Origin of the sequence: Klebsiella sp. 54, from assembly GCF_018223875.1 — a bacterium.
Taxonomy (GTDB): Bacteria; Pseudomonadota; Gammaproteobacteria; order Enterobacterales; family Enterobacteriaceae; genus Klebsiella; species Klebsiella quasipneumoniae.
Genome location: NZ_JAGRRA010000005.1, coordinates 257,332 through 273,780 on the forward strand (window position 1 = coordinate 257,332; position 16,449 = coordinate 273,780).

Below are 16,449 nucleotides of genomic sequence, written 5' to 3' on the forward strand. Positions count from 1 at the left end.
GGTATTACAAAAAACATGCCAACAATAACCATCTGAATTTAATAGAAAACGCCCCGTGCTGGCGCGCGAGGCGTGGTCAATTTCACCAGGTTTTGGTGAGAAACTAACGCTTATCGGCCACCAGCTTCAGGGCCTGCTCCAGCACCGCAATGTCGGCGCCGGCTTTATGCGCATTTTCGCTCAGGTAGCGACGCCACTGGCGGGCGCCTGGGATACCCTGAAACAGTCCCAGCATATGACGGGTGATATGGCCCAGATAGGTGCCCTTGCTGAGCTCGCGCTCAATATACGGGTACATGGCCCGCACGACGGCCACCGGATCGGCATCCGCGCCGGCGACGCCGAAAATCTCCCGGTCGACCGAAGCCAGAATACCCGGATTCTGATAGGCCTCACGCCCGACCATCACCCCATCCATATGCTCAAGCTGCATTCTGGCTTCATCCAGCGATTTGATACCGCCGTTAATCGCCATCGTCAGGTGGGGGAAGTCACGCTTCAGCTGCCAGACGCGGGGGTAATCCAGCGGCGGGATCTCGCGGTTCTCTTTCGGGCTCAGACCGGAGAGCCAGGCTTTGCGGGCGTGAATAATAAACATCTCACATTCGCCCTTGCCGGAGACCGTCTCAATGAAATCACAGAGGAATTCATAGCTATCCTGGTCGTCGATGCCGATACGGGTCTTCACCGTGACCGGGATCGACACCACATCGCGCATCGCTTTGATACAGTCGGCCACCAGCGGCGCGTTACCCATCAGGCAGGCGCCAAACATCCCGTTCTGCACGCGATCGGAGGGGCAGCCGACGTTGAGATTGATCTCGTCATAGCCGCGCGCCTCGGCCAGCTTCGCGCACTGCGCCAGGGCCTGCGGGTCGCTGCCGCCGAGCTGCAGAGCGACCGGGTGCTCTTCTTCGCTATACGCCAGGTAGTCGCCTTTGCCATGAATAATCGCCCCGGTGGTCACCATTTCGGTATACAGCAGCGTATGCCGCGACAGCAGCCGCAGGAAGTAGCGGCAATGTCGGTCAGTCCAGTCGAGCATCGGCGCGATGGAGAAGCGATGAGCAGGGAAAACAGGTGACGTTGATTCAGGCATCATGGCGAATAAATAAGCATCCGGGTAAAAAGGGGCGCTACTATAGCATAAAGATAAATCACAGGCGCGTAGTGCGCCGCGCTTCGCCCCTTCCCGGTGTCGATTACTTTATCCGCGGTTTGCCGTCATGTGGGCCAAAGAACTGCGGCGGATGGTCAACCCAGCGATCCTGGCGCGTCGCGGCATAGCCAGGATTGAGCGGGTAGTAAATTCGGTTGTACTTTTTGTTGGCCTCACCCACCACCAACAGACGAACCTCCTGCTCGGTGTTATTGAGAAAAGTGTGGCAGATGCCGGTACCAGCGGGAAAACCCACGCTGTCCCCCGGCTCCAGTTTCCAGAGATAGCCGTTTATCCACACTTCCGGATAGCCCTCCAGCACATAGATGAACTCTTCCTCATCGCTCTCCGCGTGCGGGTAAGAGGTGCGCCGCCCGGGCGGCAGTCTCTCGTGGTGGATCCCCAGCCGGTTGAGGCGTAAACCGCGCCCCAGCGGCGCGCCAATGGAAAAACGCTCCGGGCTGTCGGGATAAGTGGCATCGTCGGGCCCTTCCAGTTCGCGCCAGTGGCGAATGCAATCAGGTCGTTTCATCGTTTTCTCCCGAAAATGAGACACTTCAGATATAGCATACCTGGGTCAGGCGTGTTGCGATTAAATCGGGCATGACGGTTTTAGCGGCCGGCTAAGGCGCAGCCTCCACGAGCGTCAGCGGCCAGCCCCCGGAACTGGCGCAGGCACCGACAATCTGAAGTATGACCCGCATCACCCGTCGGGTCTCGGCGTTTTCCGCGGAACGTGATAAAGTAACAGATTCAATTTCACGCAACCTGAGGATGCTCATGGATAAGACCCCTTCGCAAGAGATGTTAGCGCATGCTGAAAAGCTGTGTGCGCAACGCGGCGTACGCCTGACCCCACAGCGTCTGGAAGTGTTGCGCCTGATGAGCCTGCAGCAAGGGGCAATCAGCGCCTACGACCTGCTGGATCTGCTGCGCGAGAAAGAGCCGCAGGCGAAGCCGCCGACGGTCTACCGCGCGCTGGAGTTCTTACTCGAGCAGGGTTTTGTCCACAAGGTGGAATCGACCAACAGCTATGTGCTGTGTCATCTTTTTGACCAGCCGACCCACAGCTCGGCCATGTTTATCTGCGACCGCTGCGGCGTGGTGAAGGAAGAGGCGGCTGAAGGGGTGGAAGATATCATGCATACGCTGGCGGCCAGAATGGGCTTCGCCCTGCGCCACAACGTGATTGAAGCCCACGGCCTCTGCGCGAGCTGCGTGGAAGTAGAAGCCTGCAGCACGCCGGGACACTGCCACCACGATCATACTATTCAGCTCAAAAAGAAAGCCCGCTGAGCGGCAGCCGCAGCGGGAAAAAGGGTTAACGGCGCGTCCCTGCGCCATTCAGACAGGCACTAACACAAATGCTTCTTTCTTCGGATCAAGGAACGCTACCAGCGATAGTCGTTCTTATGCTCCCAGTCTGAGACTTCTTTCTCAGCCTCATCTTTCGCATAGCCGTAACGCTCCTGAATTTTGCCGACCAGCTGGTCGCGCTTCCCTTCGATTACGGTCATATCATCATCGGTAAGTTTGCCCCACTGTTCCTTGGCTTTACCTTTCAACTGTTTCCAGTTACCGCCGATTTCGTCTTTATTCATGATAACGTCCTCATCATTCGGTGGGTTTACAGCCCGTTTTGTGCCGGACATGGTATTAACTATAGATGAGAATGCTGGCGCCGATTCGTTATTCGGAATTTTTAACCACCATACCGATGGATAAGGCTGAGGAGATTTCCCCGGCTTGCGCTACGCTGAGCCGGGCTACTGAGTTGCCCCGGTAAGCGGCGCGCAACCGCGGGAATTCATGGATAGCCGTTATGAACGGCAATAACTAGCTAAACCAGGTGCCGCGTCGCCAGTGGCGGCGCCAGATCAGCGCCAGCGACAGGCCGCGCAGGGCGAGAAACACGGCCAGCGCCAGCCACAGGCCGTGATTGCCGAGCACCGGGACCGTAAGCAGCGTCACGGCGAAGCCGGCCGCGGCGACCGCCATGCTGTTCCGCATCTCCGCGCCGCGCGTCGCGCCGATAAACATGCCGTCCAGCAGATAGCACCAGACCCCGACCACCGGCAGGATCGTCTGCCAGATCAGATAGCGATCGGCCAGCTGCTGCAGGGAAGGCAGCGAGGTTAACAGCGCGATGATGTGCCCCCCCGCCAGGCTGTAAACCAGGGCAAACGCCAGCGCCACCATACCGGACTGCCGGCAGGCCGCCCGCCACACCTCCAGCAGCTGGCTGCCGTCGCGCGCGCCGTAGGCCTGGCCGGAGTGGGCCTCCACGGCATAGGCAAAGCCATCCAGCGCGTAGGCGGTAAAAGTCAGCATGGTCATCAGTACGGCGTTGACCGCCACGATATCGCTGCCCAGCCGGGCGCCGAAGACGGTCAGCGCGCCAAAGCACAGCTGCAGCAGGAGGGAGCGCAGCATGATGTCGCGATTCAACGCCAGCAGACGGCGCATGTCTCCGCGCCAGGCGTTTTTCAGCATCGCCAGCGACACGCCGCGCAGCGTCAGCACCCGCTTCGCCATCATCAGGCCGATAATCAGGGTCGCGTACTCCGCGGTGACCGTGGCCAGCGCCGCCCCCTGGACGTTCATCCGCAGGCCCATCACCAGCCACAGGTCGAGCACAATATTCAACAGATTACCGACCACCAGCAAAATCACCGGCGCCCGGGCGTACTGGACCCCCAGCAGCCAGCCGAGCAGCACCAGGTTGGCCAGCGAGGCGGGCGCGCTGAGCCAGCGGATTTCGAGAAACCGTCTCGCCTGCTCGAGAACCGCCTCGCTGCCGCCGACGATATGCAGGGCGAGGTTAATCAGCGGCAGGCGAAACAGGATAATCACCACCCCGGCGCCCAGCGCCAGGACCAGCGGCTGCACCAGCGCCCGCGCCAGTCGCAGCGGATCTTTGGCCCCCCAGGCCTGAGCGGTCAGCCCGGTGGTGCTCATGCGCAGAAACAGCAGCAGCATAAACAGGAAACTGGTGGCCGTTGCTCCAACCGCGACGCCGCCGAGGTATACCGGGCTGTCAAGGTGGCCGATCACTGCGGTATCCACCAGCCCCAGCAGCGGGACGGTGATATTGGAGAAAATCATGGGGAGTGCAAGGCGCCACAGCGCTTTATCGGCAGCGTTGAGCAGCATGTTCAGGGACCTGATTGAGGACAAACGTCGCAGCGCCATGCATCAGATGACGCTGCGCAGGGGCAGGCGTTACAGCCATTCTCCATTACGGATCACGCCAACGGCCAGACCCTCAATGGTAAAACTCTGCTGACGCAGATCGACAACGATAGGGGTAAACTCGCTGTTTTCCGGCAGCAGTTCGACGACGTTGCCCTGCTTTTTCAGGCGCTTGACCGTCACTTCATCGTCAATGCGCGCTACCACCACCTGGCCATTGCGCACATCCTGGGTTTTGTGGACCGCCAGCAGATCGCCATCCAGAATACCGATGTCTTTCATCGACATCCCGCTGACGCGCAGCAGAAAATCGGCGTTGGGCTTGAACATCGACGGGTCGACCTGATAGTGGCCTTCAATATGCTGCTGCGCCAGCAGCGGCTCACCGGCGGCGACGCGGCCGATCAGCGGCAGGCCGTGCTCTTCTTCCGTCAGCAGGCGGATACCGCGCGAGGCGCCGGAGACGATCTCGATTGCGCCTTTACGCGCCAGCGCTTTCAGGTGTTCTTCCGCCGCGTTTGGGGAACGGAACCCCAAGCGCTGAGCAATCTCCGCACGCGTCGGCGGCATGCCCGTCTGGCTGATATGATCCCGAATGAGATCAAACACCTCTTGCTGCCTGGTCGTTAACGCTTTCATTCCGCCCCCTGGGTGTATATACAGTTATGCTGTGAGTATATACAGCTAACGGTGATTTTGGAACCACATGGCACACAAAAATCGGCAGATTGTTTATATTTTGCGAGGGTTAGCGAAGAACGTTAGTGATAATGGCTCCACAGCAGCGTTCCCCAGGTGATCAGCGCGATGATAATCGCCAGCAGGACAGCCGCCGACCCCATGTCTTTGGCGCGCCCTGAAAGCTCATGATAATCCGAGCCAATACGGTCCACGACCGCCTCAATCGCGCTGTTGAGAATTTCGACTATCATCACTAGCAGGACCGAGCCAATCAGCAATACGCGGGTGATGGCGTCGACGTCCAGCCAGCAGGCTATTGCGACGGCCACAATGGCGGCGACGCCTTCCTGACGAAACGCGGCCTCGTTGATCCACGCCGCGCGAAATCCTTTCCAGGAGTAACCTGCCGCCTTAATGATTCGGGTTAACCCGGTGGTATTATTGGCCATCACAAAACCTTTTTTATGTAAATGACGTCGATGAGTGTACGCGTTTGCCGCGCGGTAACGGAAATTTTGCCCGCTTTCTGTTATTCTTGCCGCGCATTTGCATGATTAACCAGAGGCTTCACATCGTTTATGTCCGGCTGGCAACGAATTTACTATAAATTACTGAATTTACCATTACGGGTGCTGGTAAAAAGCAAGTCTATTCCGGCAGAGCCTGCTCAGGAATTAGGACTCGATACCTCGCGTCCGGTCATGTACGTCCTGCCCTATAACTCCAAGGCGGACCTGCTGACGCTGCGCGCCCAATGCCTGGCGCATGATTTACCTGACCCGCTAGAACCGCTGGAAATCGACGGCGCCCTGCTGCCGCGCTACGTATTCATCCACGGCGGGCCGCGCGTATTCACCTATTACACGCCAAAAGAAGAGTCCATCAAGCTGTTCCACGACTACCTCGATCTGCACCGCAACCATCCGGATCTCGATGTGCAAATGGTGCCGGTGTCGGTGATGTTCGGCCGCTCGCCGGGTCGTGAGAAAGGGGAAGTCAATCCGCCGCTGCGGATGCTTAACGGCATTCAGAAATTTTTCGCCGTCTCCTGGCTCGGCCGCGACAGCTTCGTGCGCTTCTCGCCTTCCGTATCGCTGCGTCGCATGGCCGATGAGCACGGTACTGATAAGATCATCGCCCAGAAACTGGCTCGCGTCGCGCGGATGCATTTTGCCCGCCAGCGCCTGGCCGCCGTCGGCCCGCGTCTGCCGGCCCGCCAGGATCTGTTTAACAAGCTGCTGGCGTCGAAGGCCATTGCCCGTGCGGTGGAAGACGAAGCGCGCAGCAAGAAAATTTCCCACGAGAAGGCCCAGCAGAACGCGATTGCACTGATGGAAGAGATTGCCGCGAACTTCTCTTACGAGATGATCCGCCTGACCGACCGCATTCTCGGCTTCACCTGGAACCGCCTGTATCAGGGCATCAACGTGCATAACGCCGAGCGCGTACGCCAGCTGGCGCACGACGGCCATGAGATTGTCTATGTCCCCTGCCACCGCAGCCACATGGACTATCTGCTGCTCTCTTACGTCCTGTATCACCAGGGGCTGGTGCCACCGCACATCGCGGCGGGTATCAACCTTAACTTCTGGCCGGCCGGGCCAATCTTCCGCCGCCTCGGCGCGTTCTTTATTCGCCGCACCTTTAAGGGCAACAAGCTCTACTCCACGGTGTTCCGCGAGTACCTTGGTGAACTGTTCAGCCGCGGCTATTCCGTGGAGTATTTCGTCGAAGGCGGCCGCTCCCGTACCGGCCGTCTGCTCGATCCGAAGACCGGTACGCTGTCGATGACCATCCAGGCGATGCTGCGCGGCGGCACCCGGCCGATCACTCTGGTGCCGATCTATATCGGCTACGAGCACGTGATGGAGGTGGGGACCTATGCCAAAGAGCTGCGCGGCGCCACCAAAGAGAAAGAGAGTCTGCCGCAGATGCTGCGCGGCTTAAGCAAGCTGCGCAACCTTGGCCAGGGCTACGTTAACTTCGGCGAACCGCTGCCGCTGATGACCTACCTGAACCACCATGTGCCAGAGTGGCGGGAAGCAATTGACCCAATCGAAGCGGTCCGCCCCTCCTGGCTGACGCCGACGGTGAATAACATCGCCGCTGACCTGATGGTACGCATCAACAACGCCGGCGCGGCCAACGCCATGAACCTGTGCTGTACGGCGCTGCTGGCCTCCCGCCAGCGTTCGCTGACCCGTGAGCAGCTCACCCAGCAGCTGGAGTGTTACCTCGCGCTGCTGCGCAATGTGCCCTATTCGCCGGATGCCACCGCGCCGTCCGCTTCGGCCAGCGAGCTCATCGATCATGCACTGCAGATGAATAAGTTCGAAGTTGAAAAGGACACCATTGGCGACATCATCATTCTGCCGCGCGAGCAGGCGGTGCTGATGACCTACTATCGCAACAACATCGCCCATATGCTGGTGATGCCGTCGCTGTTAGCCGCCCTGGTGACTCAGCATCGTCATCTCAGCCGCGCCGAAGTGCTGCGCCATGTGGAAACGCTCTACCCGTTCCTCAAAGCCGAGCTGTTCCTGCGCTGGGAGAAAGCGGAGCTGGCCGGAGTAATGGATGCGCTGATTGCCGAGATGCTGCGTCAGGAGCTGATCGTCATCGATGGCGATGTGATGAGCCTTAACCCGTCGCACTCTCGCTCCCTGCAGCTGTTGGCCGCAGGCGCCCGCGAGACGCTGCAGCGCTACGCCATCACCTTCTGGCTGCTGAGCGCTAACCCGTCGATCAACCGCAGCTCGCTGGAGAAAGAGAGCCGTACCGTGGCGCAGCGCCTGTCGGTGCTGCATGGCATCAACGCGCCGGAGTTCTTCGACAAAGCAGTGTTCAGTACCCTGGTGTTGACCCTGCGCGATGAAGGCTATATCAGCGATACGGGCGATGCCGAGCCGGAAGAGACCCTGAAGGTCTACCGGATGCTGGCGGATTTGATTACGTCGGATGTACGTCTGACGATCGAAAGCGTCACGCAGGACGACGCGTAACGCGGCGTTTGCCGTTCTCACCGCCCCCCGGTAAACCGGGGGGATGGGGACAGGGGTTTTACAGGTAGCTCATCGCCAGGCCGAGGAACAGCACCAGCCCGACGTAGTTGTTGTTCATAAACGCTTTAAAGCAGTTATCGCGGTCGCGATTGAAGATAAGCTTCTGCTGCCAGCCAAACAGACCCGCCGCCACGAACAGCGACCAGTAGTATTCCCAGCCCAGCCCATTCAGCCAGCCCACCGCGCCCATCAGCGCCAGCACGGCCACCTGCAGGATACCGATAATCAGACGATCGTTTTCGCCGAACAGGATCGCCGTCGATTTAATGCCGATCTTGACGTCGTCATCGCGATCCACCATCGCATACTGGGTATCGTAGGCCACCGCCCACAGAATGTTGGCGAGGAACATCAGCCAGCAGCTCAGCGGCAGCGATTCACTGACGGCCGAGAAGGCCATCGGGATCGACCAGCCAAAGGCCGCCCCCAGCACCACCTGCGGCAGATGGGTGTAGCGCTTCATAAACGGATAGACCCACGCCAGCGCCAGCGCCGCCACCGACAGCAAAATCGTCATGGTGTTGAGGGTAAGCACCAGCAGGAAGGAGAGCAGCACCAGAACGATAAACAGCGTTCGCGCCTCTTTCTCGGTGACGTCGCCGCTCGGCAGCGGACGGCGGGCGGTACGCTTTACGTGACCATCAAATTTTCGATCGGCATAGTCATTCACCACGCAGCCGGCGGCGCGCATCAGCCAGACGCCGGCGACAAACACCGCCAGGATCCACAGCGGCGGGACGCCCGGCGAGGCCACCCATAGCGCCCACAGCGTCGGCCACAGCAGCAGCAAGGCGCCGATCGGTTTGTCAGTGCGCATCAGGCGATGAAACGCCAACAGCTTATTCTGCGACAGACTCCACTCCATTTTTTCTTCCTCTTAGTACAACGGCGACGCAGGCAAAAACAGCTCGGTCAGCAGCAGGGGTTTGCCGCTCAGCCGCAGGCGGGAACGACGCCCCCACAGCGCTGCATCGCGACCAATTTCAATAAAATCGCGGGTTAACGTCGACGACGTGAACAGGTATCGCCCCAGCGGGGTCTGCCCGAGCTGCTGTAGCGCCAGCTCCGGCCCACACAACGTCGACTCCGGCACCACCGTGCGCCCGGCCAGCCAGGGCTCACCGTCGGCATTGAGTATAATCTCCCGCAGCCAGTAGCGCGGCTCGTCGGGCAACAGCGCCGCTTCGTCAGCCAGCGCCTCACGCCCGATATACCCTTCGTTAACCAGGGTGACGGTGACCTGCTTTCCTTGTTGCTCAAAACGCTGGGTCATTGAGTCCTCCAGCAGCAGCCAGTCACTCAGAGGCGGCGCCAGGGGCGGCATAACGGCAAAATAGCGCAGCGCACGCAGTCGCGTAAGCGCAGGATGGGACATGCCTGATTCTCCGGTACATAACGTGCAAGCATTGTATCGCAGAATAGGCGGTTGGTGGCGGGCAAACGTCAATATACGATCATTCACGCAACAGCCATGCAACAGACCGCCGCGCGTGCAAAAAAAGGTGCATCCCGGAGGATGCACCTAAAGGCTGTGCCTAAACATCAGCATTGTGGGGAGACGATTACCCCTTGCCTTTTACACTGCTGATAAAGGTGGAACGAGCGGATTTCGAGCCGAGGCGCTCAGCTTCGTTCATCAATTTCAGGGCTTTGTCGATGTCACCTTGTTTCACCGCCTGCTTAATACCGTTATTGAAGTAGGTTTCGGTATCGCTGAGCATCGGTTCGCTTTTAGCGGCCGGCGCCGTAGCGGCTGCGGCGGCTGGCGCGGCTACCGGCGCCGCGGTGTTACCGACGGTGACCGGGCCCGGGCCGGAGGAGCCGAACAGCGGCCCCACCAGCACGCTGGAGGTGCTGTTGGTTTTCACTTTCAGCTTCAGCACGCCATCGGTGGTATGTTTGGCAATGGGATCCGGAATGTCCGGCGCCGCATTGCCTGCGCCTTTGGCATAGGCTTTCGCCGGATCCAGCAGGGTGGTGGTCTGCTGGAGATCTTTTTCAGTGGTAAATACCAGCACATAGAGCTTCTGCTGGCCCAGCGCCGGGGTCAGGCGCATCACGCCGCCCAGGCGATCGGCAGTCATCACGCCCGGCTGCTGATAGGTGAAGTAGTTGCTGGGGAAGAACGCCGCTGGCGTCATGTTCTGGTCGAGAATCAGCACGTTCGGCGCAAAAATCTGCTTATGTTTGTTCAGCTCGCTGTCGAGGGTCAGGGTCAGCTCACCGATATTGGCCGGCACGCTCCAGGCGGCGACCGGTCCGACGATCCCCGGTACATCCAGGCGTTGACCGCCGGTGGTTAAATCTACGCTCTGCGTCTTCGATTGATCGGCAGGCGTCCAGATCAGCTGCTGCAGCGCACTGGCTGGAATAGACGGCGCGGCGCTGGTGTTCTGGGGTACAAAGTTAACATCGGCAAGGCTCATCCCCGGCACGCATGCCAACATCCCTGCGGATAAACACAGAGCGACGAGAGTTTTCTTCATTTTCATTCTTCTCACCTTGGATAGCATCGGTTTAGCGGTAGCCAGGCAATAGCGCGCTAACCCTGAATAGTCAGGAGGGGCCGATGCCCCTCCCAGGTTACACCCGTCCTGCGGACGGTATTACCACCACACTTCCATCTGGGCACCGAAGGTAACTTCGCTGTCGTCACCGCGGCTGGAGGTGAAAGCGCCGCTTCCGCTGCTGTCTTTCGTCTGCAGACCGGAGGTGTTGCTGTAGCCCCAGTTTTCATCCCACTTCGCGTAGGTTGCGAAGATACGGATAGCCGGACGAGACCAGACGCTGTTCCCTGCCTGCCATTGCTGAGCCAGAGTAATTTTGTACTGGTTGTTGTTTTCGCTGGTACGCTGGGATTTCACGTTGTCGTAACCGATTTCCAGCTGGGTGCTCATGATCGGCGTCCATTTGTACATCGGACGAACACCCACGGTGTACCAGGTGGAGCCGTTTTTGCTGTCCAGATCCACGTCCTGGTACATCGCAACGTACATCAGGCCCCAGTCATCGTTGAAGTCCATCGCGCCGTGATCCAGAACGCGGATCATGCTGCCGTTGTTATCGATGCTGGTCCCTTGAGAGTGGCCGCTGTTCCAGGAGGTCATTGCGTCAGTGGCGTACTGAACGACAAACTTGTTGAAGCCGCCCCAGATGGACTGAGTATGTTCACCGGTCCACATCCAGCCGTCTTTCGACGCGCCGTCTTCCAGACGGTAGTCATCCTGCGGGTTAGCACGGCCGTAATCGACGCCTAACTCCAGCACGCCGCCTGGGTTGGTTTCCAGGCCCGCCAGACGGATGTCAAAGACGTCGTTGGCAGTTTTCGCAGCATATTTTTTGGTGTCATCGCTGGAGAAAGTATAAGAGCCGCCGCTTTCTGAGTTACGAGTAGCGGCCAGAGAGAGCTTACCGAAGCCAAGGTCAACGTTTTCCAGACCTGCACCCGGGCCGGAGATATCCCAGTAGTAGAAGTCGATCATGTGAACGTCATGACGCTGATAGAAGCGTTTACCCGCCCACAGCGTGGAGCCCGGCAGCCAGTCGATCAGGTTTTTACCCTGGATGTTGGCTTCACGGAACGCCGGAGAGGTGCTTTCCCAGTCATCTTCCTGATTCACGGAATAGGCAACGTTAGTATCGAAATAAAAACTCTTATCCCCTTCCTTCCACAGCTCCTGGCCCAGCTTCAGTTCCGCATAGGTTTCACATTCGTTACCAAGACGGTATTTACTTTGAGCGCCGGTCGCTTTGAAGCACTGTTGCTCGCCGCCGCTGCCGGTCCAGCCAATGCCGGAACGCGCGTAGCCATGGAAATCGACAGCCAGCGCCTGAGCAGACATAACGCCTGCCGCGACGGCGACCGCCAGTGGAAGTTTGCGCAGAGTAATCATCATTCTATCTCCTGAGATCATTGCTTTTCTTTGCACGCTTCGCCGGTGTACCGCCAGCCGGGTTCGCGCCTTTTTTTAATGGGAAGCCTTACACGCCCGGCTCTTTATGCAGCCGACGACAAGCGGTGCCATCCTCACGGAATAAATGGCAACGTTCTGGCGGCAAACCGATGGCGAATGTGGCTCCCTCTTCTACCAACACCACGTCGTTCTGGCGGTAAACCAGGTTCTGACGGATGGCGGGGATCTGGATATGAATTTGCGTTTCGTGACCTAACTGCTCGACGACCTGAACCTCGCCTTCGAGGGTCACATCGGCGATATCGCTGGGCAGTAAATGCTCCGGGCGGATACCTAAGGACATGTTGGCGCCCGCCTGAACGTTGGCGCTGTCCACCGGCAGCCAGATTTGCTGACGGTTCGGCAGTTCAACCTGCACCTGATCGATAGCCGTCGCGGTGACTTTAACCGGCAGGAAGTTCATCTTCGGTGAACCGATAAAGCCGGCGACGAAGCGGTCAGCCGGATAGTGATAGAGTTCCAGCGGTTTCCCGACCTGCGCCACCCGGCCAGCGTCGAGGACCACGATCTTGTCCGCGAGGGTCATCGCTTCCACCTGATCGTGGGTGACATAGATCATGGTGCGGCCCAGTCGCTTATGCAGACGGGAGATTTCAATACGCATCTGGACGCGCAGGGCGGCATCGAGGTTGGAAAGCGGCTCATCCAGCAGGAAGACGCTCGGCTCAGCCACCAGGGTACGACCAATCGCCACGCGCTGGCGCTGACCGCCGGAGAGGGCTTTCGGTTTACGCTCCAGCAGATGGGCCAGCTGCAGCACTTCCGCAACCTGGGTCACCCGCTGGTTAATCAGATCTTTTTTCGCGCCGGCCAGCTTCAGGCCAAACGACATATTTTCCGCAACGGAAAGGTGGGGATAGAGCGCATAAGACTGGAATACCATCCCAACGCCGCGTTCTGCCGGTGGGATCTCGTTCATGCGGGTGTCCCCGATAAACAGGTCCCCGCTGGTAATAGTTTCTAACCCGGCAATCATACGCAGCAGGGTAGATTTGCCGCAGCCCGATGGCCCGACAAACACGACGAATTCCCCTTCGTGGATATCGAGATTGATATCTTTCGATACCACCACGTCACCCCAGGCTTTCGTTACATTTCGCAGCTGTACGCTCGCCATGCCCTTCTCCCTTCGTTACAACCTGTCACTAACAGTCACATTCAAGATGGGTCGACTATGCGGCATTCATTAGCCGGGCAAATCCTCCACCCCCCGGCTTTTTTATGGGGGAGGAGATGGGAGGATGAGAGATTGGCTCTCGCCGCGGGGGATGGCGGGCGGCGCGTGATTTCGTGATGGAGGCGACAAAATTGGGCGCTTTTTTCTGTGCTCCAGGACGCAATACGGCCGTTTTTGCAATGGAGATCACACAACCAGCGGGTGGGGCGTAGACCTGGGGAGGATGGAAAGGGGTTGTTAAAAAAGGAAACTCATCATCGTTAAGCCACCGAAGTGTATCCACGAGTACAACACCAAAAAGGACGGGTATATGAAAATCAAAACTGGCGCTCGCATCCTCGCGCTGTCGGCACTGACCACGATGATGTTTTCCGCCTCTGCCCTCGCGAAAATTGAAGAAGGTAAGCTGGTTATCTGGATTAACGGCGACAAAGGCTACAACGGCCTCGCTGAAGTGGGTAAAAAGTTTGAAAAAGACACCGGCATTAAAGTTTCCGTAGAACACCCGGATAAGCTGGAAGAGAAATTCCCGCAGGTTGCGGCGACCGGCGACGGCCCGGACATCATCTTCTGGGCGCATGACCGTTTCGGCGGCTACGCGCAGTCCGGCCTGCTGGCGGAAATCGCCCCGGACAAAGCGTTCCAGGACAAACTCTATCCGTTCACCTGGGATGCCGTTCGCTATAACGGCAAACTGATCGCCTACCCGATCGCGGTGGAAGCGCTGTCCCTGATTTACAACAAAGACCTGGTGCCGAACCCGCCGAAGACCTGGGAAGAGATCCCGGCGCTGGATAAAGAACTGAAAGCGAAAGGTAAGAGCGCGCTGATGTTCAACCTGCAGGAACCGTACTTCACCTGGCCGCTGATCGCTGCCGACGGCGGATACGCGTTCAAGTTTGAAAACGGCAAGTACGATGTGAAAGACGTCGGCGTGGACAGCGCAGGCGCGAAAGCGGGCCTGACCTTCCTGGTTGACCTGATCAAGAACAAGCACATGAATGCCGATACCGATTACTCCATCGCGGAAGCGGCCTTCAACAAAGGTGAAACCGCGATGACCATCAACGGTCCGTGGGCGTGGTCTAACATCGATAAGAGCAAGGTTAACTACGGCGTGACCCTGCTGCCGACCTTTAAAGGCAAACCATCGAAACCGTTCGTTGGCGTGCTGAGCGCGGGGATCAACGCCGCCAGCCCGAATAAAGAGCTGGCGAAAGAGTTCCTCGAAAACTACCTGATGACCGATCAGGGTCTGGAATCGGTTAACAACGACAAACCGCTGGGTGCCGTGGCGCTGAAATCCTTCCAGGAAAAACTGGAAAAAGATCCGCGCATCGCCGCCACCATGGCGAACGCCCAGAAAGGCGAAATCATGCCTAACATCCCACAGATGTCTGCCTTCTGGTATGCCGTTCGTACCGCGGTTATCAACGCCGCCAGCGGTCGTCAGACTGTCGATGCTGCGCTGAAGGATGCCCAGAGCCGTATCACCAAGTAAGAAAACGGCGGGTGGCGCTTGCGCTTACCCGCCCTACCACTACGGCTCGGACCGTAGGTCAGGTAAGCGAAGCGCCACCTGACAAATAAGCTTTCACCGCTGTAGAGGATGATCCCCATGGATGCCGTTAAAAAGAAACACTGGTGGCAAAGTCCGCAACTCACATGGTCTGTGATTGGCTTACTGTGCCTGCTGGTGGGTTACCTTGTTGTTTTGATGTACGCCCAGGGGGAGTACCTGTTCGCCATCATGACGCTGATTTTAAGCTCAGTTGGCCTGTATATTTTCGCTAACCGCAAGGCTTATGCCTGGCGCTATGTCTATCCCGGCCTCGCCGGCATGGGCCTGTTTGTCCTGTTTCCGCTGATCTGTACTATCGCTATCGCGTTCACCAACTACAGCAGCACCAACCAGCTGACCTTTGAGCGCGCGCAGCAGGTGCTGATGGATCGCTCCTTCCAGGCCGGCAAAGCCTATAACTTCACGCTGATCCCGGCAGGCGACGAGTGGAAGCTGGCCCTGACCGACGGTGAGAGCGGTAAAAACTACCTTTCCGACGCCTTTAAATTCGGCGGCGAGCAGAAGCTGGCGTTAAAAGAAACCGACGCCCTGCCGGAAGGCGAGCGCGCCAACCTGCGCGTCATTACCCAGAACCGCACCGCGCTGAACCAGCTGACCGCCGTGCTGCCTGACGACAGCAAAGTGATCATGAGCTCGCTGCGCCAGTTCTCCGGCACCCAACCGCTGTATACGCTTGGCGAAAACGGCGTGCTGACCAACAATCAAACCCACGTCAAATACCGCCCGAACAACGACGTTGGTTTCTACCAGGCCATCAACGCCGACGGTAGCTGGGGCACAGAAAAGCTGAGCCCGGGCTACACCGTGACTATCGGCTGGGACAACTTTACCCGCGTCTTCCACGATGAAGGCATCCAGAAACCGTTCTTCGCGATCTTCGTCTGGACGGTGGTGTTCTCGGTGCTGACCGTGGTGCTGACCGTCGCGGTGGGGATGATCCTTGCCTGCCTGGTGCAGTGGGAAGCACTGAAAGGCAAAGCGATTTACCGCGTCCTGCTGATTCTGCCGTATGCCGTACCGTCATTTATTTCGATTCTGATTTTCAAAGGTCTGTTCAACCAGAGCTTTGGTGAAATCAACATGATGCTCAGCACGCTGTTCGGCATTAAGCCGGCGTGGTTTAGCGACCCGACCACCGCGCGCACCATGATCATCATCGTCAACACCTGGCTGGGCTACCCGTACATGATGATCCTGTGCATGGGGCTGCTGAAGGCGATTCCGGACGATCTGTACGAAGCGTCGGCAATGGATGGCGCCGGCCCGTTCCAGAACTTCTTTAAAATTACCTTCCCGCTGCTGATTAAGCCGCTGACGCCGCTGATGATCGCCAGCTTCGCCTTTAACTTTAACAACTTCGTCCTGATTCAACTGTTGACCAACGGCGGTCCGGACCGTCTCGGCACCACCACCCCGGCCGGTTATACCGACCTGCTGGTGAGCTACACCTACCGTATCGCCTTTGAAGGCGGCGGCGGTCAGGACTTCGGCCTGGCGGCGGCTATCGCAACGCTTATCTTCCTGCTGGTTGGCGCGTTAGCGATTGTGAACCTGAAAGCCACACGCATGAAGTTTGATTAATTGGAATAACCAGGCGTTATTGGCGCGGGCAGTTTGGACTC

Annotated in this window: 15 protein-coding genes; 4 read left to right on the forward strand and 11 right to left on the reverse strand. The window is 58.4% G+C overall.

The window, feature by feature from the left end; all coding sequences use genetic code 11:
* Positions 1-103: 103 nt before the first annotated feature.
* A complete protein-coding gene (dusA, locus tag KHQ24_RS14555; protein ID WP_048322675.1) occupies positions 104-1,102 on the reverse strand; it encodes a tRNA dihydrouridine(20/20a) synthase DusA in 999 nt (332 codons plus the stop codon).
* A gap of 100 nt (positions 1,103-1,202) precedes the next feature.
* On the reverse strand, positions 1,203-1,691 hold the full coding sequence (locus KHQ24_RS14560; RefSeq protein ID WP_004206295.1) for a cupin domain-containing protein: 489 nt from the start codon (positions 1,689-1,691) through the stop codon (positions 1,203-1,205).
* A gap of 248 nt (positions 1,692-1,939) precedes the next feature.
* Here KHQ24_RS14560 and zur point away from each other — a divergent pair, with 248 nt between their 5' ends.
* Positions 1,940-2,455 (forward strand): zinc uptake transcriptional repressor Zur, encoded by a 516-nt coding sequence (zur, locus tag KHQ24_RS14565; protein WP_004206294.1) that lies wholly within the window; start codon positions 1,940-1,942, stop codon positions 2,453-2,455.
* Between the two features lie 95 nt (positions 2,456-2,550).
* Here the strand turns inward: zur and KHQ24_RS14570 are convergent, their stop codons facing one another.
* The 4 genes from KHQ24_RS14570 to KHQ24_RS14585 form a co-directional block, all read right to left on the reverse strand.
* Positions 2,551-2,760, reverse strand: coding sequence for a CsbD family protein (locus KHQ24_RS14570; RefSeq protein ID WP_032456811.1), 210 nt, complete (start codon positions 2,758-2,760; stop codon positions 2,551-2,553).
* A gap of 235 nt (positions 2,761-2,995) precedes the next feature.
* Entirely contained in the window at positions 2,996-4,312 is a 1,317-nt protein-coding gene (gene dinF, locus KHQ24_RS14575) for an MATE family efflux transporter DinF (protein WP_004206292.1), read from the reverse strand.
* A 69-nt stretch (positions 4,313-4,381) separates the two neighbouring features.
* A complete protein-coding gene (gene lexA, locus KHQ24_RS14580; protein ID WP_004206291.1) occupies positions 4,382-4,990 on the reverse strand; it encodes a transcriptional repressor LexA in 609 nt (202 codons plus the stop codon).
* A 122-nt stretch (positions 4,991-5,112) separates the two neighbouring features.
* Positions 5,113-5,481 carry a diacylglycerol kinase gene (locus KHQ24_RS14585; RefSeq protein WP_004206290.1) on the reverse strand — a complete coding sequence of 123 codons (369 nt, stop codon included), beginning with the start codon at positions 5,479-5,481 and terminating at the stop codon, positions 5,113-5,115.
* Positions 5,482-5,610: 129 nt separating this feature from the next.
* Here KHQ24_RS14585 and plsB point away from each other — a divergent pair, with 129 nt between their 5' ends.
* On the forward strand, positions 5,611-8,034 hold the full coding sequence (plsB, locus tag KHQ24_RS14590) for a glycerol-3-phosphate 1-O-acyltransferase PlsB (RefSeq protein WP_004206289.1): 2,424 nt from the start codon (positions 5,611-5,613) through the stop codon (positions 8,032-8,034).
* 58 nt (positions 8,035-8,092) lie between these two features.
* Here the strand turns inward: plsB and ubiA are convergent, their stop codons facing one another.
* From ubiA to malK, 5 genes are all read right to left on the reverse strand, one after another.
* On the reverse strand, positions 8,093-8,959 hold the full coding sequence (gene ubiA, locus KHQ24_RS14595; RefSeq protein ID WP_002884808.1) for a 4-hydroxybenzoate octaprenyltransferase: 867 nt from the start codon (positions 8,957-8,959) through the stop codon (positions 8,093-8,095).
* A gap of 12 nt (positions 8,960-8,971) precedes the next feature.
* A complete protein-coding gene (gene ubiC / locus KHQ24_RS14600) occupies positions 8,972-9,469 on the reverse strand; it encodes a chorismate lyase (protein WP_017900123.1) in 498 nt (165 codons plus the stop codon).
* A gap of 187 nt (positions 9,470-9,656) precedes the next feature.
* Complete coding sequence (gene malM / locus KHQ24_RS14605) at positions 9,657-10,586, reverse strand: maltose operon protein MalM (protein ID WP_004206287.1); 930 nt, start codon at positions 10,584-10,586, stop codon at positions 9,657-9,659.
* A gap of 114 nt (positions 10,587-10,700) precedes the next feature.
* Positions 10,701-11,990 (reverse strand): maltoporin, encoded by a 1,290-nt coding sequence (locus tag KHQ24_RS14610; protein WP_002884747.1) that lies wholly within the window; start codon positions 11,988-11,990, stop codon positions 10,701-10,703.
* 85 nt (positions 11,991-12,075) lie between these two features.
* Positions 12,076-13,185 (reverse strand): maltose/maltodextrin ABC transporter ATP-binding protein MalK, encoded by a 1,110-nt coding sequence (malK, locus tag KHQ24_RS14615; RefSeq protein ID WP_002884743.1) that lies wholly within the window; start codon positions 13,183-13,185, stop codon positions 12,076-12,078.
* Positions 13,186-13,555: 370 nt separating this feature from the next.
* Here malK and malE point away from each other — a divergent pair, with 370 nt between their 5' ends.
* Both malE and malF read left to right on the forward strand, forming a co-directional pair.
* A complete protein-coding gene (gene malE / locus KHQ24_RS14620; RefSeq protein ID WP_085841368.1) occupies positions 13,556-14,746 on the forward strand; it encodes a maltose/maltodextrin ABC transporter substrate-binding protein MalE in 1,191 nt (396 codons plus the stop codon).
* Positions 14,747-14,863: 117 nt separating this feature from the next.
* On the forward strand, positions 14,864-16,408 hold the full coding sequence (gene malF, locus KHQ24_RS14625; protein ID WP_017900124.1) for a maltose ABC transporter permease MalF: 1,545 nt from the start codon (positions 14,864-14,866) through the stop codon (positions 16,406-16,408).
* Positions 16,409-16,449: the final 41 nt, after the last annotated feature.